The organism is Sphingomonas sp. MJ1 (PH-R8) (assembly GCF_048058635.1).
Lineage (GTDB): Bacteria > Pseudomonadota > Alphaproteobacteria > Sphingomonadales > Sphingomonadaceae > Sphingomonas.
Genome location: NZ_JBBEFX010000005.1, coordinates 209,455 through 229,487 on the forward strand (window position 1 = coordinate 209,455; position 20,033 = coordinate 229,487).

At 66.2% G+C, this 20,033-nt stretch carries 24 protein-coding genes and 1 tRNA gene; 17 read left to right on the forward strand and 8 right to left on the reverse strand.

The window, feature by feature from the left end:
* Window positions 1-53 precede the first annotated feature (53 nt).
* The 9 genes from VPH46_RS06975 (at window position 54) to VPH46_RS07015 (ending at window position 7,182) form a co-directional block, all read left to right on the forward strand.
* Window positions 54-1,187 carry a HigA family addiction module antitoxin gene (locus tag VPH46_RS06975; protein WP_416609975.1) on the forward strand — a complete coding sequence of 378 codons (1,134 nt, stop codon included), beginning with the start codon at window positions 54-56 and terminating at the stop codon, window positions 1,185-1,187.
* Window positions 1,188-1,205: 18 nt separating this feature from the next.
* On the forward strand, window positions 1,206-1,682 hold the full coding sequence (locus tag VPH46_RS06980) for a hypothetical protein (RefSeq protein WP_416609977.1): 477 nt from the start codon (window positions 1,206-1,208) through the stop codon (window positions 1,680-1,682).
* 551 nt (window positions 1,683-2,233) lie between these two features.
* Complete coding sequence (locus VPH46_RS06985; RefSeq protein WP_416609979.1) at window positions 2,234-2,644, forward strand: HIRAN domain-containing protein; 411 nt, start codon at window positions 2,234-2,236, stop codon at window positions 2,642-2,644.
* An 89-nt stretch (window positions 2,645-2,733) separates the two neighbouring features.
* Window positions 2,734-4,323: a hypothetical protein gene (locus VPH46_RS06990; protein ID WP_416609981.1), complete on the forward strand. Its 1,590-nt coding sequence runs from the start codon at window positions 2,734-2,736 to the stop codon at window positions 4,321-4,323.
* On the forward strand, window positions 4,320-4,622 hold the full coding sequence (locus VPH46_RS06995) for a hypothetical protein (RefSeq protein ID WP_416609983.1): 303 nt from the start codon (window positions 4,320-4,322) through the stop codon (window positions 4,620-4,622). Before VPH46_RS06990 ends, VPH46_RS06995 begins: the two co-directional genes overlap by 4 nt.
* A complete protein-coding gene (locus VPH46_RS07000) occupies window positions 4,619-5,116 on the forward strand; it encodes a hypothetical protein (RefSeq protein ID WP_416609985.1) in 498 nt (165 codons plus the stop codon). The genes VPH46_RS06995 and VPH46_RS07000 overlap by 4 nt, the downstream gene beginning before the upstream one ends.
* On the forward strand, window positions 5,113-5,340 hold the full coding sequence (locus VPH46_RS07005) for a hypothetical protein (protein WP_416609987.1): 228 nt from the start codon (window positions 5,113-5,115) through the stop codon (window positions 5,338-5,340). The genes VPH46_RS07000 and VPH46_RS07005 overlap by 4 nt, the downstream gene beginning before the upstream one ends.
* A complete protein-coding gene (locus tag VPH46_RS07010; protein ID WP_416609989.1) occupies window positions 5,337-5,708 on the forward strand; it encodes a hypothetical protein in 372 nt (123 codons plus the stop codon). The genes VPH46_RS07005 and VPH46_RS07010 overlap by 4 nt, the downstream gene beginning before the upstream one ends.
* A 397-nt stretch (window positions 5,709-6,105) precedes the next feature.
* Window positions 6,106-7,182: a tyrosine-type recombinase/integrase gene (locus VPH46_RS07015; protein WP_416609991.1), complete on the forward strand. Its 1,077-nt coding sequence runs from the start codon at window positions 6,106-6,108 to the stop codon at window positions 7,180-7,182.
* On the opposite strand, the gene VPH46_RS07020 is transcribed toward VPH46_RS07015, so the two are convergent.
* The 3 genes from VPH46_RS07020 to VPH46_RS07030 form a co-directional block, all read right to left on the reverse strand.
* A complete protein-coding gene (locus tag VPH46_RS07020) occupies window positions 7,174-7,764 on the reverse strand; it encodes a PIN domain-containing protein (protein ID WP_416609993.1) in 591 nt (196 codons plus the stop codon). The genes VPH46_RS07015 and VPH46_RS07020 overlap by 9 nt on opposite strands.
* A gap of 3 nt (window positions 7,765-7,767) precedes the next feature.
* Window positions 7,768-8,223 carry a helix-turn-helix domain-containing protein gene (locus VPH46_RS07025; RefSeq protein WP_416609995.1) on the reverse strand — a complete coding sequence of 152 codons (456 nt, stop codon included), beginning with the start codon at window positions 8,221-8,223 and terminating at the stop codon, window positions 7,768-7,770.
* Window positions 8,224-8,543: 320 nt separating this feature from the next.
* Window positions 8,544-8,619, reverse strand: a tRNA-Ala gene (locus VPH46_RS07030).
* A 213-nt stretch (window positions 8,620-8,832) separates the two neighbouring features.
* On the opposite strand from VPH46_RS07030, the gene VPH46_RS07035 reads away from it, so the two are divergent.
* Window positions 8,833-10,221, forward strand: coding sequence for a DUF2171 domain-containing protein (locus VPH46_RS07035; RefSeq protein ID WP_416609997.1), 1,389 nt, complete (start codon window positions 8,833-8,835; stop codon window positions 10,219-10,221).
* A 104-nt stretch (window positions 10,222-10,325) separates the two neighbouring features.
* Here VPH46_RS07035 and VPH46_RS07040 read toward each other — a convergent pair whose 3' ends face one another.
* From VPH46_RS07040 to VPH46_RS07060, 5 genes are all read right to left on the reverse strand, one after another.
* A complete protein-coding gene (locus tag VPH46_RS07040) occupies window positions 10,326-11,330 on the reverse strand; it encodes a zinc-dependent alcohol dehydrogenase family protein (protein ID WP_416610027.1) in 1,005 nt (334 codons plus the stop codon).
* Window positions 11,331-11,397: 67 nt separating this feature from the next.
* Window positions 11,398-11,577 (reverse strand): hypothetical protein, encoded by a 180-nt coding sequence (locus tag VPH46_RS07045; protein WP_125962215.1) that lies wholly within the window; start codon window positions 11,575-11,577, stop codon window positions 11,398-11,400.
* A 26-nt stretch (window positions 11,578-11,603) separates the two neighbouring features.
* Entirely contained in the window at window positions 11,604-12,059 is a 456-nt protein-coding gene (locus VPH46_RS07050; RefSeq protein WP_416610029.1) for a YaiI/YqxD family protein, read from the reverse strand.
* Window positions 12,056-12,532: a GreA/GreB family elongation factor gene (locus VPH46_RS07055; protein ID WP_416609999.1), complete on the reverse strand. Its 477-nt coding sequence runs from the start codon at window positions 12,530-12,532 to the stop codon at window positions 12,056-12,058. Before VPH46_RS07055 ends, VPH46_RS07050 begins: the two co-directional genes overlap by 4 nt.
* A gap of 4 nt (window positions 12,533-12,536) precedes the next feature.
* On the reverse strand, window positions 12,537-13,433 hold the full coding sequence (locus VPH46_RS07060) for a neutral zinc metallopeptidase (protein ID WP_416610001.1): 897 nt from the start codon (window positions 13,431-13,433) through the stop codon (window positions 12,537-12,539).
* Window positions 13,434-13,559: 126 nt separating this feature from the next.
* Between VPH46_RS07060 and VPH46_RS07065 the strand changes: the two genes are divergently transcribed.
* From VPH46_RS07065 to VPH46_RS07095, 7 genes are all read left to right on the forward strand, one after another.
* Window positions 13,560-14,732: a patatin-like phospholipase family protein gene (locus VPH46_RS07065; protein ID WP_416610003.1), complete on the forward strand. Its 1,173-nt coding sequence runs from the start codon at window positions 13,560-13,562 to the stop codon at window positions 14,730-14,732.
* Window positions 14,733-14,751: 19 nt separating this feature from the next.
* Window positions 14,752-15,537: a 3-hydroxybutyrate dehydrogenase gene (locus VPH46_RS07070; RefSeq protein ID WP_416610005.1), complete on the forward strand. Its 786-nt coding sequence runs from the start codon at window positions 14,752-14,754 to the stop codon at window positions 15,535-15,537.
* 101 nt (window positions 15,538-15,638) lie between these two features.
* Complete coding sequence (locus VPH46_RS07075) at window positions 15,639-16,253, forward strand: DUF4893 domain-containing protein (protein ID WP_416610007.1); 615 nt, start codon at window positions 15,639-15,641, stop codon at window positions 16,251-16,253.
* Between the two features lie 71 nt (window positions 16,254-16,324).
* Window positions 16,325-17,635, forward strand: a complete 1,311-nt coding sequence (locus VPH46_RS07080; RefSeq protein WP_416610009.1) for an amidohydrolase — start codon at window positions 16,325-16,327, stop codon at window positions 17,633-17,635.
* A 134-nt stretch (window positions 17,636-17,769) separates the two neighbouring features.
* The gene (locus tag VPH46_RS07085) at window positions 17,770-18,390 is read left to right on the forward strand and encodes a 50S ribosomal protein L25/general stress protein Ctc (protein WP_125962222.1); all 621 of its coding nucleotides are present in this window, start codon (window positions 17,770-17,772) and stop codon (window positions 18,388-18,390) included.
* Window positions 18,391-18,486: 96 nt separating this feature from the next.
* Window positions 18,487-19,059 carry an aminoacyl-tRNA hydrolase gene (pth, locus tag VPH46_RS07090; RefSeq protein ID WP_125962223.1) on the forward strand — a complete coding sequence of 191 codons (573 nt, stop codon included), beginning with the start codon at window positions 18,487-18,489 and terminating at the stop codon, window positions 19,057-19,059.
* A 9-nt stretch (window positions 19,060-19,068) separates the two neighbouring features.
* On the forward strand, window positions 19,069-19,674 hold the full coding sequence (locus tag VPH46_RS07095; RefSeq protein WP_416610012.1) for a TIGR02466 family protein: 606 nt from the start codon (window positions 19,069-19,071) through the stop codon (window positions 19,672-19,674).
* The last annotated feature ends 359 nt before the right edge of the window (window positions 19,675-20,033 follow it).

The following is a 20,033-nucleotide window of genomic DNA, read 5'->3' on the forward strand; positions in this document are numbered from 1 at the left end:
TTGCTTTTTTGGGAAAGTTGTCGTAATCCTTCCATTCACCACGAGGGATTGCGATGGAATACCGGACTCCAGGCCAGCTGATCGAACACCTACTCGAAACTAGGGGTTGGTCGAAGCGCGCGCTGGCCGTCATCCTTGAACAGGGGGAAGCCAGCATCAGCAAACTGATCTCTGGTCAAAACAAAATCACAGCAAAAACCGCAATCGCTCTAGAGGACGTCTTCGGCGTCGAGGCCTCGCGCTTTCTCGAACTGCAGCAGCAATACGATCTGGCCAAAGCCCGCATTGAGGAGCGGCCCAGCTCCAACCGCGCAAACCGCGCGCGCATTTATGGTGATTTACCTGTCTCGAAGATGATCGACCGCGGCTGGATCAACGCCGACGGGATGCAGGACACCGAAAACGTGGAGCGCGAGCTATGTCGATTTTTCGCCGTGAACCGGCTTGAAGACGCTGAGATCCTCCCCCACGCCGCGAAGAAGACGCTGACTAGCGTAGTTGAGGAAAACCCGGCCCAATTGGCTTGGCTGTACCGTGTGAAGGCCATTGCCGCTGGGATGCTGGTTGGACGCTACAGCCCAGACGCAGTTGAGGCGGCCATCGCCAAAATTGTCCCTTTACGGGGGCACCCCGAAAATATGGCGCGTGTGCCTAGGATACTGGCAGAAGCCGGTATCCGCTTCGTCATTGTCGAGGGACTGCCTGGCGGCAAGATCGACGGGGCATGCTTTTGGCTAGACGACAAATCGCCGGTAATCGGCATGACACTTCGTTTTGACCGCATCGACAACTTCCTGTTCGTGCTGCGCCATGAGCTAGAGCATGTGCGAAACCGCGATGGCATGGACGGACAAGCGATCCTGGACATTGACATCGGTCGTGGAGCACGCATCGGCCTCAAAGCTTCAGTTGAGCAGCAAGAAGCCATCGCAGACGCAGCGGCGGCGGACTTCTGTGTTTCCGGAGCCATGATGGATGCCTTCATTAAACGTAAGGCACCATTCTTTTCGGAGCGAGACCTCATTGGCTTCGCCAAGGTAATGAACGTGCATCCGGGCTTAGTAGCCGGACAACTCCAACGACATACCGGAGAATATCACAAGTTTCGTAAGCATCTTGCCCCTATTCGGCAGTTTGTGATCCCTAACGCTGACGCTGATGGATTTGGCGACGTCTATCCTATTTAGTAAGAAAAGGACTAAGTGATGGCAGGCACCAAAACACTGCAAAAGATGATTGAATTATATAAGGTCAAGACGGGCGTTCAGGAGATGGACCCGGTAGAAATTGCTAAGTTCGCGGTCCAAAATGGTGTCGAGCTTCCCGCGCCTGTTGATCCCATGAAGCGACTGGTGAAACAGATCAGCGAGGCTGCTCGCGAGGTAGTCCGCACCGACCGGCAGACAGGTCGCCCTTACCGCGCGTACCACTCGCTCCCGATCCAACAAGGGCAGGAGACGTTCTTCTTCTGGGTGGATATTGATGACGCAACCCGCCCCCAGATGGTCCGCTCTTCCAATCGTCGCCGCGAACAGGTCGTCGGCGAACTCGTGCAACATACGTTCGATTTGGATCACTGGGCAGCAGTAAACCCGAACCAAGAGCCGATATATCTAGAGAAGGACTTCAATCTAGACGTGGAGATTCGCAAGGCTTCGGACGGTGAAGGTATGGCGGCCTAGCTCTTCTTCCAACGGGCTTGCGCCGCGACGCTGGCTATTTCTGACCGGTGGGCTGGCGTGAGCGCCTTCGACCGCGCTGGACCGCCAACGGTGCCAGCCTTGGAAGCTCGCTGTTCGTTCCGGCTCTTTTCGGGCTCGCTTGCTTGGCCCGTAGCGATGTCCACGATTAGCTTCGCCAGCTGGTTAGGATCCCGCGGGCGCTTGGGGGGCTTGTTCATTCGAACGGCACCGCAATGCCTGGCGGCAGATCACGCACCACCTCTGCGCCCCGTAAGAAACGGCCTACGACCTCGTATCTCTCGGCACGACCAACTCGCTGGCTGGAGACTGCCTCAACAGCGTCCTCTGGCGCGTCAAAAGTGGCGGCGTAGATAACTGGGGGCCGCGGGCCGTGAACCGCAACAAGCCAGCCACCATAGGCATATTCATCCGTATCCATGTTGTCGCTTATCGCACGGCCGGCGGGTGTTTTGCAGCCTCATTTCAAAACTGGCCCACTGCTGCTTTTGTGAGAAATGGACATGGCGGGTGTCTCCGGCCAATGGTGCTAGATGCCCCGTCCCGCCTTTAGTCTGGCAGTCGTCGGCGCCGCGCACCCGAACACGCGCGGCCCCACGCGCCGCTTTGAGCTGGCGATGTGCGCGCCTGGCGAGCCGGTCAAACTCGTTCCGGAACCCAAGAACCCGAAAGACGAGAATGCCATCGCAGTGTTCAGCTGTCGCGGCATCCAGTTGGGTTACCTGACCGCCGAACGCGCGCCCTTCATCGGAGGCCTCATGAAGGCCGGCCACGAGGTGCAGTGCATCTTCCAGGAACTCACCGACTACGGCGGCGTGATCCGTGCGGCCTTCGACGGCGAGGCGCCCGCACTCCCGCCCAAAAAGGCCGGAGAACCCGAAAACCGCAATTCGGACGGGGACCCTGAACCAGAGTGGTATCCAGACGAGGACTGGCCAGACTGAAAGTGCATATAGTGCACATTCCCGCTTGACCGGTATGTGCACATGTTGCACAGTGCACTCCATCAGCCGCCCATGCCGGGCCGGCGAGAATGGGGATCACCATGACGGTCCAATTCAATCAGATCGACTTCCCGGCCGCGCAGGCACCAGCGCGCGGACCGGCTGCGGCTCTGGTCGCGATCAATCAGGCGTTCGGCAGCCTGCCGGAGCGAACCCTCGACGAGGTAGCCGCAGAGCCGCAGCAGCTGGATCTCGCCGCCTGGGACACCGCATTGGCGACGGCAGAAGCTGCGATCGCTGCCCGCAACGACGGCATCGCCCGCCTCTCCTATGTGGATGGCGCGGGTGCCGAGCTGGCAGGGATTTACAATGACGCCGTTGAGGCAGCGCGAGAACTGGCGGTACTGACACCCCCGAACGCCAATGGCCTTATCTTGATGATGCGGCTCGTGTGCGAAGCTCGAGCGATCGACCACTCGCTTCCCGGCTTTCTGTGCGCGGAAGCGATCAAGCGGCACGCTGCTGCAGTCCTGGACGACGCAGTTGCCCCGGCGCCTTACATGGGCGGCGCTCTGGCCCACTGGCAGCGTCTTTACGGCCACGTTTTGGAGGATCGGCAGCAGCTACGGGCGTACGAGGAAGGTCCCTACGACGCAGCTAGCAGGCGGTTCGATACTGCGACAGATGAGGACCGCGCCGCCGCTGATGCCGCCCTTGAAGCCGTCGAGGAGGAGCATGGGTCGTTCGTCGATGCTTACCTGGACAGCCGCAAGCGACTCTACCTCGCCCCAGCCCCAGGACCGACCGAATTGGCCGTGAAAATGAAGCTCATGGAGGATGAGGAGGACTGGGCCCTGACCGAGGTCGGAGTGATGATGAAGTGCATCACCAGCGACGCGCGGCGGTTCGGCCGGTTGGGTGCCTTCATCCAGCGCGATGCCGATCTTCTGTCCGCGTTTGCAGTGTGCAGGCGTGGCACAATGCAGTGGTTGGCTGCGGACCTGGATCTCGATGAAGCGTCGAGCGACGAGGCAGACGCCGCGATCCGCGCAGCCGAAGACCGCATCTTCACCGCGCGTGCGACGACGATTGAGGGCGTGCTGGCGAAGCTGCGCCTGGCGTTCAAGGGGACAGTAGGATGTGCGTGGTCAGATCGCGCCATCGTCGATCCGACGCATGCAGACTTCCGGGCCGGGCTGTCCTCCAGCGACTGGTACACCCGCTTGGTCTGGGGCGCGATCGACGACCTCGCGAAGCTTGGCGGTGTCGACCTCGCTACGATGGGTGCAGATCCGTCGCACGGTCAGCCCGCATCGTCTGCCCAGGCGCGGCCTGCCGCAACGGTGGGACCCAAGCCGCCTGTCCAGCTGCGCCCTGAAGCGGAGGGAGCCGGCCTTCGCAGCATTCTCGATGAACGGAACACTGTGCTCCACCAGCTTGGCGCCCCAGGTCTCAGCGACGCGGAGTCCGAGGTGGTCGGCCAAGACTTGATGGAGGTGGAGCGTCGCCTGATCGACACTCCCGCCGTCACAGCAGACGACATGATGGCGAAGCTATTGCTGATCGCCCAGATCGCAGAGGAGGGCCACGAGGCTGAAGAAGACCTCGCCGCAAAGGTTCTTGCTGAGGCACGCGCACTCGGTTTTGCCCAGGCATCTGCTCGGGGCGAAGCAGCATGAGCGAGATCGACCACGCCTATAAGGCACGCTTCACCGAGGCGCTGATGCAGGCGATCATGACGGTGTCGATTGTCGACGAGCCCGGCCAGCCCCGCACCGCCTTCGTGCGCAGCGGTGAGGTCATCGACGCCATGCTGTCGATGATCGCTCTCCTCAGCTCGACCAGCGTCGAGACGAAGACACCCGCAAAGACGCGGGCGCTGTGTGACCAGCTGGCCAGGAAGCTCCAGCGCCTCATCGCCGCGGCTCAGCGGTCGCCTAGCCCCTTCGAGACCATCAATCCGGAGCTCCGCTCATGACCGGCGTCTATAATCACAGCTGCTTCATCCCGATGCACCAGATCGCCAGCGCGTCGGGGGAGGCGAACAAGCATGGCGTGGAAATGCTCAAGCTGCGGCTGCGAGACGGCACCACGAGCACGGGCCTGACGACATGGGAGAGGTTTGGGGAAACGCCCGTCCACCTGATTCCTGCGGAGCCCGGGACCAACTTTCTGCACGTATTCACAGGTGGAGACGAGGCAGGCGAGTGGTCTGTTGAAGCTGTATCGTTGATCGGCTGGGCTCTCTGCATCGACGGAGACGTCCGCCCTGTCACTGCCTCCGGCGTCAATGACGGCGTCAGCGAGCCGGAAGACATCGGCAACTTTGTGGAGATGCCCAACGGCAAGGTGGTTTCGTGTTCGTCCTGGGCAAGCCATGGCTGGTTCGACAACACCGAGAAACTGCTGTCTTTTGCGCTGGATGTCCGCGGCAAGCGCCCGGCAGCCGCACCGGAGGAACCGGCAGCATGATCCGGCAAGCAGTGGAGAACTCGCCCACCGACCTCGCGTGGCGAGCCTTCGACGAAGCGGCCCTGGCGCTTCACCGGCGCTACGCCGCGGACGCCCGCCGCCCGAGCGCGATCTCACCACCGGAGCGCACGGCGCGCATGAGGGCCGCTGAGGAAGTTGCGCGGCTTTGGGACGAGTGGCGCGCCCTGTTCCTTGCAGTCGACACCTCGGGAGGGGCGGCGTGATGGACAGCAAGCGCAATCAAACTGGCGTGCAGATCGGAATGGACAAGCTGCTCCGCACCGTCCGCCGTCACGTGCCCTGGCTAGAGCCGTGGTATGATTGGGGCACCAGCAACGTCTTCCGTCTCGACACACGGGAGATGGATTTCTCGGACGAGAGCGAAGGCCCAGCCAAGTTCTTCGAGCTGCAATGGCTGGGCATCAGCTTGGCGCTTCAGGTCGGTCGCACGCCGCGCAAGATTTCAGCTGGGGAAGTCGCAGCCAACAAGGCGCGTCACGCGGCCTACGAGGCTGATCGCTTGGCAGAAGCAGAACGGCGCTGCGTCGGTAAGGTCGTCTCCATCCGGGATCCGCACGGGAGGGGCCAGTGACCCTGCCCTTCCACGAACTCACCGACCAACTGGAGCGCGCGGCGCGGAACGGGACCAAGGCGCACCTAGCACCGGACGTCGTGCGAGCTCTGGTCGAGTCCCCCGCCTATTCCATTCTCACCAACGAACGCAGGAAGGAGCTCGTCTCCATATGGCGCGACAGAATGCCCAAAGCGCTGAGCGTGTCCAACTCGGATCCTACTGGCTCGAATACCGAGCCGAGCGAGACGACTGGAGTATCTGCTGGTACGATCCCGCAGCTCGTACACGGCGCCGCCGCAAGACAGGCGTTGGAGGAGGCGGCAGCGCTGAGCCGCCCGAGGCAGCGCGGGAAGCGCTAGCGCGCCACTACCTCGAGGCGAGTAAGCCGGCCGAGCCCCAACCGAAGGCGCAGGCGATGGTACCCGAGCTGCTGACCGGCTGGATGCGGGACCACGTCGCGACGAAGGCGGACAGCGCGCGCTACGCCATCTCCGTGCAGCACCTGTTGCGCTTCTTTGATCGTGAGCAGCGCCTCGGCCGCATCGCGGGCGGCGTGACGGTCGCGGACGTGAACAAGACCTTCGTCGATCGCTTCATCGGCTTCCGCAAGGGCGAGGACGTCGGCGGCCACACGATCAGCCGCGACCTGGCAGCGCTGCGCGGGGCGCTGAACTGGGCGTGGCGCGAGGAGTTGATCGAAGCCGCTCCATTCGTGAAGGACGTCGAAGCGAAGGAGAAGGCGAAGCCGCGCGACCTGACCTATTCGATGGAGCAGGTTGCAGCCCTGCTGGAGGCGGCTTGGAGCCGCCCGGAGCGGCATCACGTGTTCCTCTACTCGCTGATCGCGCTCAGCACCTGCGGCCGCAGCGAAGCGATCCTGGACCTTCACGATCACCAGATCGACCGCGGGCTGATCTTCTTCCTGGATCCGGATCGCGACCAGACGTCCAAGCGTCGCTCGATCGTGCCGATCGCGCCGACGCTGGCGCCGTGGCTCGAGGGGATCATCGGCAAGGTCATCATGTACCGCGCGGGGCTGGCGCCGGCGAAGTGGGCAGACCCGGACGTGCCCGAGTTCTTCGAGCGCGACTGCTACGACCTGGGCAATGCTTTCGATGCCTGCCTGGTGGAAGCGGGGATCAGCCGACCGGTGCTGGACGCGCGCGGCAAGCCCGCCATGCTTCCGCCGCGCCGGAAGCTGGGCGAGACAGAGCCGCGGCCGAAGCTTCGCGGTCGCGGAACACCGAACACCCTACGTCACACCATCATCACCGAGATGCACGCGCGCGGCGTTCCCGAGGCGCAGATTGAGGCGGCGGCCGGGCACATCGGCGAGGGCACGAACAAGCGCAACTACCGGCACCTGCGTCCCGACTACCTTGCGGAGCTGATCGAAGCGGTCGAGGACTATTGGTCGGAGATGAAGCGCTACACGACCGTGCACCTTCGGCTCCAATCATCACGCCGAGGCGCGTTCGACCCCTCAGAGTGATAGGACGTGTGGCCTCAACATATCGACTGCTTCTGTCAAACCGTCGGCTTCCATGTCTAGCAGCAGCGCTTCCGCCGTTTTCTCGGGCTTTCTAAAGCGCTCGCGCATCTTCCGAATGGCGGCCACAGCGCGACCGGGATCAAGGGCAATCGTGTCGGCTATGAATGCATCTGCCGACCGCGCCTCTATGCCGAGCTTAGCTAGGGAGGCTGCAGGGAAGTCGGACAGATTCTCCGTCACGATCGTCGCCGCTTGCGTCCTCATGGCCGCAGCAATGACGTGGGCATCGTTAGGATCCGGGAAGCCTGCGCATGACGGCATGAACTCGTCGTAATCCGTCACGCACGCTTCTTCGAACGCTGCCTCCATGCACTGCCGCGCTCGGGCGGCGCGGTCAGCGGCATCCTCCACAGACTTTGCCGTCAGTATCCTTTCGATTGCGACCTGGGTTTCATCCATCACCTTCTCTGACCATCGGACGCGGAAAAACTCCGCTTCAGCAAGGGTCAACAGGAGGTTGCGCTTGAGCGTGCTGGCAAGCGTACAAGCGTCTATGAACGCGGTATACCTGTTGGCGAACAAGGCCTAAAGGTACTCCGCGTCCATTTCCGCGAGCGAAGAGAGCGCCTTAGCCCGCTTGTCGTCCCGCGCGCGTTTGTATTCGAACAGGTCTACAGCCTTGATCCGACGATGTCGGCCGACTGTGTCGAATTTGATCCCGCCCTTCTCGAGAAGCGAGATCAGGAACGGTCTGGAGACGTTTAGGATGTCAGCCGCTTGTTGCGTGGTAAGCATCTGGCTCACCGGAACCAGCGTCACCGCGTCTCCGCGACCCACATGGCGCAGCAGTTCCATCAGCAGCCTGGACAACCCAGGCGTTATGGTAACCTCAGTGGGTTTCTTCTCATCATCAAGAACGCGTAGCGTGGCGTCACCCGAGGCCTGTGCCGCCAAGATCTGGCGCAACTGATTAGCAGCCGCCTTCTCGTTCGCGGAAGGCAGCCGACTGCCGAGTTCCTCGGCAAAAGCGGGCATTGTCATGGGGGTCTCCGTTGCCGAACTAGCTATGCGATATTCGCAATAAACGCAACAGGCGAAATCATCGAAACTCGTATCGAGTTCCCCACCGGATGCGCAGCGAGTGCTCCAACGAATGTCGAACCAACGCATCGCCGAACATCGAAGCGAGTATCGAAAGGTTTACGATCAACCAATCTCGATCGCAGCAACATGTCAGCTGCCTGGCGCGGCAGGCGCACAACCACGCATCTGCGGTCCCGGTGCGGTCCCAAAAGCGTCAAGTCGTCAGAAGGTCGAGGAGGCCAGCATGGCGCGAGTGGCTAAAATGCTGGAGTACGGGGTGGTGGAGCTGAGGGGAATCGAACCCCTGACCTCTGCAGTGCGATTGCAGCGCTCTCCCATCTGAGCTACAGCCCCGCCCCGTCCCCGGCAAAGCCGGGGCCGCTCCCTTAGCCGGGCTTTTCGGGCGATGCAACCGTCGCCTTCTTCCGAAACCGCCCCGCATCGTGCGTCGAACGGCACCCGCTGTGCGTCCAGCGCGCGGAACCGGCTCATCGTTAACCTGTTATAATTTCTGGAAGCTGCGCCACGAGACGCGGCACCGCAGGATGACGTTTCAGGAGACGATCCATGGCGTATGAACGCTACCCCCGCGGGCGCGGTACCGCGGGTGACTATGGCCAAGATTTCGGCTCGGGCCGCGACTATACCTATTCCAGCGCCCGCGACTATGCGGCGGCCGGCTATGACGAGGATCGCGGCCGCGGCGGCTATCGGCGCGACGAGGGTCGTGGCTATGGCGAGCGTGACTATGGCGGCCGCGACTACGGCAACCGGGATTATGGTAACCGGGACTACGGCGCGCGCAACTATGGCGGCGAAGGTTCGGGCGGATACGGCGGCGGACGCTATCGCGACCGCGGGTCGAGCCAGCCCTATCGCGGCAGCTATGCGAGCGACGGCCACCGCTTCACCGACGTCGACAACCAGGACGAAGGCAGCAGCTGGGATCGCGACAACCGCTACGGCGGCGACCGCAACTCCGGCGGCCGGTACCTGGGCGACCGCGACCAGCGTCCTCGCGGCTATGGCGCATCCTCCGGCTATGGCGAGCGCGGCTTCGTCGATCGCAGCCACGGCGAACGCGGATATGGCGAGCGGAGCTTTGGCGAGCGCAGCCATGGCGAACGCGATCATCATCGCGGCTATGGCGCGCAGAACCGCTTCCGCGACCGGGACGACCGCGACGAGCGGCGCTTCGGCGGACGGCCGCAGGGCTATGACCATGACGAGCGCGGCTTCCTGGAACGCGCCGGCGACGAGGTCCGCTCGTGGTTCGGCGACGAAGAGGCGGAACGCCGCCGCGAGCTGGACCAGCGCTATGACGAGCAGCGCGAGCGTCGCGACGACCGCTATGGCCACGATCCCCACTACAGCAACTGGCGCAGCAACCAGCTTGCCGAGTTCGATCGCGACTATGACGAGTATCGCCAGGAGAATGCGAGCAAGTTCCACAACGAGTTCAGCAGCTGGCGCACCGAGCGGCAGGGCCAGCGCACCTCGCTGAACCGCGTCCAGGAGCATATGGAAGTGGTCGGCTCCGACGGTCAGCACGTCGGCACCGTCGACAAGGTGCGTGGCGACCGGATCCTCCTGACCAAGAATGATGCCGACGCCCACGGCCGCCACCACTCGATCCCGTCGCGCTGGATCGAGACGGTCGACGACAAGGTGAAGATCCGCAAGACCGCCGACGAGGCGAAGCGCCACTGGCGCGACGAGGAGCACAGCCAGGCGATGTTCGGCGACGATGCGCAGGGCGGGTCGGCCGCGGGGCGTAGTGTCGGCAGCACGGGCACGACCGGCTCCAGCACCACCACCGGCACGACCAACTCCACCGGCACGCTGAGCACGGTGGGCGCCACCGCCAATACCGGCGGTACGTCGGGAACGGGTACTGCCGCGGGGTCGAGCACGACCGGCGGCACCACCCCTCAGGGCGGCTCAACCTTCCGCTGAGCCCCCGAGCGCTGCCAGGCTTCCCCCTGCCTGGCAGCACCTACGGCAAGGGCCCGGACTTCGGTCCGGGCCCTTTTTGTATGGAGACGAAGCTCAGGGGCCTCCTACCACTCGACGCCGATCTTGCCGAAGTGGCTTCCGCTTTCCTCGTAGCGGAAGGCATCGGCAAGGTCTTCGAGTGCGAAGCGCCGGTCCACGACCGGGCGGATGCCGGTCGCCTCCAGGGCGGTGACGAACGCCTGCTGGTCCGCGCGGCTGCCGACGATCAGCCCTTGCAGCCGTGCCTGCTTGGCCATCAGCGCCGCGGTCGGCACCTCGCCGCCGCGTCCGGTCAGCACGCCGATCAGCGAGATGTGCCCGCCGACCCGCACCGCCTCGATCGACTGGGCGAGCGTACCCGGTCCGCCGACTTCCACGACATGGTCGACCCCCGCCCCGCTCCAGTCGCGCACCCGGCGACCCCACTCGGCTTCGGACCGGTAGTTGAGCGTGAAGTCCGCGCCGAGGGTGCGGGCACGTTCCAGTTTCTCGTCGGACGAAGAGGTGATCGCCACCCGCGCGCCCATCGCCTTGGCGATCTGCAATGCCCAGATCGAGACGCCGCCGGTGCCTAGCAGCAGCACCGTGTCGCCGGCCTTGAGGTTTCCGTCGACTACCAGCGCGCGCCAGGCGGTGAGGCCGGCCGTGGTGATCGTCGCCGCTTCCACCGCGTCATAGCCCTTGGGCGCGCGGGTGAAGGCGGTGGCGGGCAACACCACCCGCTCCTGCGCGAAGCCGTCGATGCCGTCGCCGGGCGTCCGGCTGAAGTCACCGATCCTGGCGGGTCCGGCGAGCCAATCCGGGAAGAAGCAGGACACCACCGAGTCACCGGCGGCGAACTCGCGGACGCCCTCGCCGACCGCCTCCACGGTGCCGCCGCCGTCGGCCATCGGCACGCGCCCGTCGTCGGTGGGCATGCCGCCGGTCACAACGCCATAATCGTGATAGTTGAGCGAGCTTCCGTGCAGCGCAACGCGGATCTCGCCGGGGCCGGGATCGCCCGGCTCCGGCCGCTCCTCCAGCCGCAACCGGTCCAGGCCGCCCGGGGCGGCTACTGTCATCGCCTTCATCTTCTGCATCTCCTGTTCGGGACGCAGGCACAACGCAGGCGACGGCGCGGGTCTCCCGCCCGCGCGATCAGTGCAGCTTGGCGATCGGCAGCCCGTCTTCCTTGGCGCGCTGCTTCACCGATTCCTCGCTGCGGGTGAGCGCCTTGGCGATCGCCTTCAGGGCCATGCCCTTCTTGGCGAGCGTGTGCAGCTTCTGGATCTCGTCGGGGCGCCAGGGCTGGCGATGGCGCTCGAAACGTTCGGCCATGATGGTTCTCCTTGGGAAGCCCTGCGCTACCCCGTCCGCGCCAGCCGCACCAGCAGCGTGTCGAGCGCCTGCAGGAAGCGCGATCGGTCCGCCTTGGAGAAAGGCGCCGGTCCGCCGATCTGCTCGCCACCGGCACGCAGGTCCGCCATGATCGCGCGCACGGCGATGGCGCTGCCGATCGAGGCGGTGGTGAACGGCTTGCCGCTGGGTGCGACCACGCTCGCCCCCGCCTTCAGGGCCCGGTCCGCGAGCAGGATGTCGGCGGTGACCACCACGGATCGGGCGTCGGCATGCTCGGCGATCCAGTCGTCGGCCGCATCGAAGCCGCTGTCGACCACCACCCGCTCGACGCCCGGCGGCACCCGCAGCCAGGCGTTGCTGACGATCGTCACCTGCGCGCCGTGGCGCTCGGCGACCCGGTACACCTCGTCCTTGACCGGGCAGGCATCGGCGTCGACCAGGACGCGAAGCGACGTACTCAGGACGCCGGCTCCGCGATCGGGCGGGTATCGAGCACCTCGATCGCCGCCGGGCGCCCGCCGAAATCGACCAGGTCGCCCACTTCCGCGCCCGTCATCGCCACCGCAAGCGGCGCGGTAAACGGGATCAGCCCCGCCGCGGGGTCCGCCTCGTCGCTGCCGACCAGCGACACGGTGCGGGTCTGGCCGTTCAGGCGAAAGGTCACGCAAGAGCCGAACGCGACCTCGCCCTCCGGTGGGGGCGGCGCGATGGTCGCCGTGGAAAAGCGCGCGCGCCAGTAGCGCAGGTCGCGCTTCAGCGTGGCACGCTTCTCGTCGTCGGTCTCCGCGGCGACCGCCGCCTCGAGTCGGGCGACCTCCGCCTCGATCTTCGCCAGGCCCCGGCGGGTCACCAGGTTCTCGCCGGGCGGCAGCGGCAGCTCGAATTTCGGCTCCTTGTGCTCGTCGTCGTCCTCACGTCGAAAGGCCACGCTCATCGGGTCAGATCGCTCCGGAAAAAGTATCGCATTGGGCCGGATCACCCGATTCCAGGCCGGTGCGCAACCACTTCATCCGCTGGGCAGAGGTGCCGTGGGTGAAGCTTTCCGGCACGACGCGGCCCTGCGCCTGCTGCTGCAGCGTGTCGTCGCCGATCGCCTGCGCCGCGCGCATGCCCTCCTCGACGTCGCCCGGCTCGATGCGGTCGCGGTTGCGGGCCGCCCACACGCCGGCATAGCAGTCTGCCTGCAGTTCCAGCCGAACCGAAGCGGCATTGCCCTCCGCCTGGCTGGAGCGCTGCTGGATCGCCGTCACCTTCTCGGCCGTACCGGTCAGGTTCTGGATATGATGGCCGACCTCATGCGCGATCACATAGGCCTGGGCGAAGTCACCCGCCGCGCCGAAGCGCTGGCTGAGCTCCTGGAAGAAGCTGGTGTCGAGGTACACGCCCTGGTCCGGCGGGCAGTAGAAGGGCCCCATCGCGGATTGGGCCGCGCCACAGCCAGACTGCGCGCCACCCTGGTAGAAGTTGATCGTGGCCGGGCGGTAGGTGGCGCCCTGTTCCTGGAAGATCCGGGCCCAGGTCTGCTCGGTGGAGGTCATCACCCGGCACGAGAACAGCTCCGCCTCGGTATCGCAGGCGACGTTGCCGTTGCCGCTGCTGGCGACCCGGCCCTGCTGCACGCTTTGGCCACCGCCGCCGCCCAGGATGCCGCCGCCGCCGCTCATCAACAGATAGCCGACGACCACGACCGCCAGGATCGCGAAGCTGCCGCAGCCCATTCGCCCGCGGCCGAGCAACAGCGGCAACAGGCCGAGCAGGCCGAAGCCGCCGCCCCCGCCGCCGCCGCTTCCCAGGTCGCGTGCGTTCCGTGTCGGATCGAGATCGTCGAGACGCATCGCGCCATCCCTGTTCGTTGAAGGTCCGCAACCAAAATGCGCGGCGAGCCGGGACGTTGCACGCCCCGCCGCCGAATGTGCGCATCCCGTTGATGCCGCGGCGCTTCCGGTCCATGGTCGCTCCCGATGGCCGATGCCGATCCCAGCCTGCGCCGCACGCGCCGCAGCCGCGACGTCCTTCCGCTGCCCGACTGCGTGGCCCTGGTGCTGCAGGGCGGCGGCGCGCTCGGCAGCTATCAGGCCGGTGTGGTGGAGGCGCTGGAGGGTGCCGGCATCGAGATCGACTGGGTGGCGGGCATCTCCATCGGTGCCGTCAACGCCGCCATCATCGCCGGCAATCCGCCCGAGCGCCGGATCGAGCGGCTTCGCGCCTTCTGGGATCAGGCGAGCAGCGCGCTGCCGCGGTTCCCGCTCTATCCCGACGACCGCGTGCGCGAGGCGGTGCACGAATGGTCCGCCGCCTTTGTGCTCGGCCAGGGCGTCCCCGGCTTCTTCCGCCCGCGGCTCTGGCCCCCCGCCCTCGCCCTCCCCGGTACGCGCGAGGCGCTGAGCTTCTACGACACCGAGCCTTTGCGCGAGACGCTCGACGCACTGGTCGACTGGGACCTGCTCAACGACGGACCGGTGCGCCTCTCGGTCGGTGCCGTGAACCTGGAGAGCGGCAACTTCGCCTATTTCGACACGCGTGAGCGCCGCATCGACGCGCGCCACATCATGGCGTCGGGCGCGCTGCCGCCGGGCCTGCCACCGGTGGAGATCGACGGGCAATGGTATTGGGACGGCGGCCTCGTCTCCAACACGCCGCTCACCCATGTGCTCGATCATCAGGACGCGGCGATGCTGGTGTTCCAGGTCGATCTTTTCGCCGCGGCCGCCGATCGCCCCCGCACCCTCACCGACGTGCTGGCGCGCGAAAAGGAGATCCGCTTCTCCAGCCGCACCCGCCAGGTGAGCGACGAGCGCATGAAGCTGCGCCAGGAGCGCGAGGCGATCCGAAAGGTCCTCGCCAAGCTCCCGGACGAGATGTCGGCGGATCCGGACGTGCAGGCGCTCGCGGCGATGGCGGCCGAGCTGCCGGTGAGCCTCGTCCAGCTGATCTACCGCGCGAACGCCTGGGAGGGCGGATCGCGTGACTTCGAATTCTCCGCGCGCACCATGCACGAGCATTGGGCCGCCGGCCGTGCCGCCGTTGCCGAGACCATGGCGAACGCACAGGTTGTCGCCGCCGACCTCCTCAACGGCAAGACTGCCGCCTACGACCTCACCCGCACGCCGCCGCTCTCCCCGGCGCCGCGCTGATCCAGCAAAAGGACCTGCCATGTTCCTGAAGGGCAAGACCGCGATCGTCACCGGCTCCACCTCCGGTATCGGCCTGGCGATCGCCAAGGCGCTGGCTGCCGAGGGCGCGACGCTGGTCATCAACGGCTTCGGCGATGCGGAAGCGATCGAGCGTGAGCGCGCTGGCTTGGCGGCGCTGAGCGGGGGTGCGGCGCACTACAATGCCGCCGACATGACCAAGCCGGACGAGATCGCGGCGATGGTCGATGGCACCGCGGCGGAATTCGGCTCGGTCGACATCATCGTCAACAACGCCGGCATCCAGCACGTCGCCCCGATCGAGGAATTCCCGGTCGAGAAGTTCGACGCCATCCTCGCCATCAACCTGTCGTCGGCGTGGCACATGATGCGCGCCGCGGTGCCGCACATGAAGCGGCGGGGCTGGGGCCGGATCCTCTCCACCGCCTCGGCCCATTCGCTGGTCGCGAGCCCCAACAAGTCGGCCTATGTCATGGCCAAGCACGGCATCGCCGGTCTTACCAAGACGATCGCGCTGGAAACCGCGACCCACGGAATCACCGTCAACTGCATCTCGCCCGGCTATGTCTGGACGCCGCTGGTGGAGCAGCAGATCCCGGACACCATGAAGTCGCGTGGGATGACCCGCGAGCAGGTGATGAACGACGTGCTGCTCGCCGCCCAGCCGACCAAGGAATTCGTGACCTCCGAGCAGGTCGCCGCCTTCGCGCTGTACCTCTGCCGCGAAGAGGCGAAGGCGATCACCGGCGCCAATCTTTCCATGGACGGCGGCTGGACCGCCGCCTGACGGCGCTTGCGCTTGCGGATCGAAGCGGCGAGCTTGGCCGTTCGACAAAACAAAATCGGATCGGGGGGATGGTGCGGATGCGAATTGGCGGGTGTTGGACGGTGTTGGCGGCGGCACTGCTCGCGAGCGGCTGTGCCCATGGCGGAGCCGAGCGTTCCGACGTTGCCGCCACGCCGAGCGCCACGCCCGACTGGCGCTCGATGGCGACCCCCGCCGATCGCGACCGGCTGCGCAACTGGCGCACCGCCTGGATGGCGGCACTGGCGGCGGCCCGGGTGGTTAGTCCGAAGGAGGTCGCGGCGCAGGGCGAGTTGTTCGATCCCGACCTGGCGCTGCCCGGCTCGCCGCCACCACCCGGCGACTATCGCTGCCGCGTCTTCAAGCTCGGCACCGGTCGTGCCGCCACCCCGGGCTACGTCGCCTATCCCTTCTTCGACTGCCGCATCGAGCAGGAGGGGGATGTGCTGAGCTTCTACAAGCGCACCGGCTCACAGCGTCCGGTCGGGCTCATCCTGCCGGACAGCGAGGTGCGCGGCATCTTCCTGGGCACGCTGATGCTCAGCGACGAGACCGCCCCCCTGGACTATGGCCGCGACACCACCCGCGACATGGCCGGCCGGGTCGAGCGCGTGGCGGAGGGCCGCTGGCGCATCGCCCTTCCCTATCCGCGCTTCGAATCCACCCTGGACGTGATCGAGCTGGTCCCCGCCGGCTGAGCGCTGCTTGCCAAGCGGCGGCTGGTCGTCGCACGCTGGCGTCCACATCAGGGGGAATCGCCATGCGTACAATGCTCGCCACCGCTCTGCTCGCCACCACGCTTGGGGTGCCGGCCTCGCCTGCCGCTGCCGAACCGGTCCGCGACGCGACCATGGCAGCGCTTCCGCAGCTGACCGCCCTCTATCGCGAACTCCACGCCGCTCCCGAGCTCAGCCGTCAGGAGGTGAAGAGCGCCGCGCGCATGGCGGCCGAGGCGGGCAAGGCGGGCTTCACCGTGACCGAGGAGGTCGGCGGCACCGGCGTCGTCGCGGTGCTGCGCAACGGCCCCGGCCCGACGCTGCTGATCCGCACCGACATGGACGGCTTGCCAGTGACGGAGGCGACCGGCCTCCCCTTCGCCTCGAAAGTCCGCGCCACCACCGCCGATGGCGTCGAAACGGGCGTGATGCACGCCTGCGGCCACGACACGCACATGGCGAGCTGGGTCGGCACGCTGCGCAACCTGTCGGCGATGAAAGGCCAATGGTCCGGCACGCTGGTGATGATCGCGCAGCCCGCGGAGGAAGTGGGGCTCGGCGCGCAGGCGATGCTGGCGGACGGCCTCTACACGCGCTTTCCCAAGCCGACCCATGCGATCGCCTTCCACGACAGCGCCGGGCTGCAGGCCGGTGTCGTCGGCGTCCATTCCGGCTACACCTTTGCCAACGTCGATTCGGTGGACATGGTGGTGCGCGGCGTCGGCGGCCATGGCGCCTATCCCAACACCACCAAGGACCCGATCGTGCTTGCCTCCCGTATCGTGGGCGCGCTCCAGACCTTGGTGTCGCGCGAACTCGACCCGCAGACGCCGGGCGTGGTGACGGTCGGCAGCTTCCATGCCGGCGCCAAGCACAACATCATCCCCGACGAGGCGAAGCTGCTCTTGACCGTGCGCAGCTACACCGACGAGTCGCGCAAGCAGCTGCTCGACGGAATCGCCCGGATCGCGCGCGGTGAGGCGATCGCCGCCGGCATCCCCGACGATCGCATGCCGACCGTCGAGGTCGAGCAGACCTACACCCCCGCCACCTTCAACACCGAGCCCTTGTCGGGCGAGCTGCGCACGCTGTTCACCGGGCGCTTCGGCGAAGCGCGGGTCAAGGAGGTACCAGCGACGATGGGCGGGGAGGACTTCAGCCGCTATTATCTGGCGGACAAGTCGATCCAGAGCATGATCTTCTGGGTCGGCGGGGTGCCCGCCGACAAGTGGGCGAAGGCGCAGGACGGGGTGGCCGAGCTGCCCTCGCTCCACAGCGCCGGCTGGGCACCGGATGCGGAGGCCGTGATCGGCACCGCGACGGAGGCGCTGACGGCAGCGGCGCTCGACGTGCTCAAGAAGTAGCGGCGGCCACTCTGGGCGGCGGTTCGCTTGCGTTCCGGCGCGCGTTCGCGTAAGCGCGCGCCCTTGTCGTGCCGGGGTCATCCCTGGAGGCCCGGTCGGCGAAACATGGAACCAAGCGCAATACGGAGACTGTGATGAGCGACCAGCTTACGCTGTCGGCCGAGACGCGCGATCGGGTTGGCAAGGGAGCCTCCCGTTCGCTTCGTCGTGAAGGCCGCGTGCCCGCCGTGATCTACGGCAACAACGAAGAACCGACCCCGATCCACGTCAACGGTCGCGAACTGATGCGCCTGCTGATGACCGGCCACTTCATGAACTCGGTCGTGATGATCGACGCCGGCGGTTCCTCGATCCGCACGCTGCCCAAGGACGTGGCCTTCGATCCCGTCACCGACCTGCCGGTGCACGTGGACTTCCTGCGCATCGGCGAGCACTCGACCGTCACCGTCCAGGTGCCCGTCGTGTTCACCGACGAGGAAGAGGCTCCCGGCATCAAGCGCGGCGGCGTTCTGAACGTCGTCCGTCACGAGCTGGAGCTGGTGGTCGACGCAGCGAACATCCCCGACCAGGTCGAGGTTTCGCTCAAGGGCGCCGAAGTCGGCGACTCGATCCACATCTCCGCGGTGACGCTGCCCCAGGGCGCGCAGCCGGCGATCGAAGACCGCGACTTCACCATCGCGACGATCGTGGCGCCGTCCGCGCTCAAGTCGAGCGAAGGCGACACCCAGACCGAAGTCGAGGGTGCGGGCGCCTGAGCCCTTCCCTTTTCCGACATCGGTAAAGACAGCATCGCCTCCGCAACCTGTTGCGGGGGCGATGTTCTTTTGGAACACCCAAGCACGGGGACAGCCATGCAGCTCTGGGTCGGCCTGGGCAATCCGGGCCCGCAACATGCGATGCAGCGCCACAACGTCGGCTTCATGGCCGTCGATGCGATCGGCGAGGTGCACGGTTTCTCCCCGCCGAAAAAGGCGTTCCAGGGCTGGGTGCAAGAAGGGCGCATCGGCAGCGAGAAGCTGCTGCTCCTGAAGCCCGGCACCTACATGAACGAGAGCGGCCGTTCGGTCGGCGAGGCGATGCGCTTCTACAAGCTGACGCCGGCCGACGTGACGCTGTTCCACGACGAGCTCGACCTGGTCCCCTTCAAGGTGAAGGTGAAGACCGGCGGCGGCGCTGCCGGCCACAACGGGCTGCGCTCCACCGACCAGCACATCGGCAACGACTATCGCCGCGTCCGCCTCGGCATCGGTCATCCGGGGCACAAGGACCGGGTGACCGGCTATGTGCTCGGCAACTATGCCAAGGCCGAGATCGACGACCTGTCCGACATGCTGGGTGCGGTCGCGGCGGAAGCCGAATGGCTGGCGCGCGGCGACGACGTCCGCTTCATGAACGAGGTCGCGCTGCGGCTGCAGCGGGACTAAGGAGCCCCCATGCCCGTCCGCCACCTCTTCACCACGCCGCTCTATCAGGAGCAGATCGGCCAGCCCGAGCTGGTCGCCGAGCTGGAGGAAAGCGTCCGCGCGCTGGCCGAGGACGATATCGCCGGCAAGCGCTGGTCGCGCGAGCACCGCTACCGCGGCTACACCAGCTATGCCTCGCTCGACGACCTGCCGATCCGCGATCCCGCGTTTGCCGACCTGAAGCGCCTGCTCGACCGGCACGTCGCCCGCTTTGCGGAAGCCTGCGCGATGGACCTGGGCGGGCGCCGGCTGAAGCTCGACAGCCTGTGGGTCAACCTGCTGAAGCCCGGCGGCGGCCATTCCGGCCACATCCATCCGCACAGCGTCGTCTCCGGCACCGTCTATGTCGCCGTGCCCGAGGGTGCCGGCGGTCTGAAGCTGGAGGACCCGCGCCTCGCACGGTTCATGGCGGCCCCGCCACGCCGGCCGGACGCGCCCGAAAGCCTCGCCACCTTCGTGGAAGTGAACCCGGAGCCCGGCACCATCCTCTTGTGGGAAAGCTGGCTGCGGCACGAGGTCATGCCGCACGCGGGCAAGGGCGAGCGGATCAGCGTGAGCTTCAACTACCGCTGGTAGGGGGAACGCCGGGGTGGGCTGGACGGTTGAAGGGGAGACCCAGCCAGAAAGGACCGTCCGATGATCCAGGATCCGAACCCCAACGACCAGTCCACCGAGAACCAGAACGAAGACGAACTGGAAGAAGCGCAGGCCGAGGCCGCTGAGGAGCGTGAGGAAGAAGGCGGCTATCAATAAGCCGCCCGCGCCCATCCCCAGCAGACCGGAAGATCGCCCATGAGCCACACCCCGCCCGTTCCCTGTCTCTTATACACATCTAATAGGGGGGGGGGGGGGGGGGGGGGGGGGGGGGGGGGGGGGGGGGGGGGGGGGGGGGGGGGGGGGGGGGGGGGGGGGGGGGGGGGGGGGGGGGGGGGGGG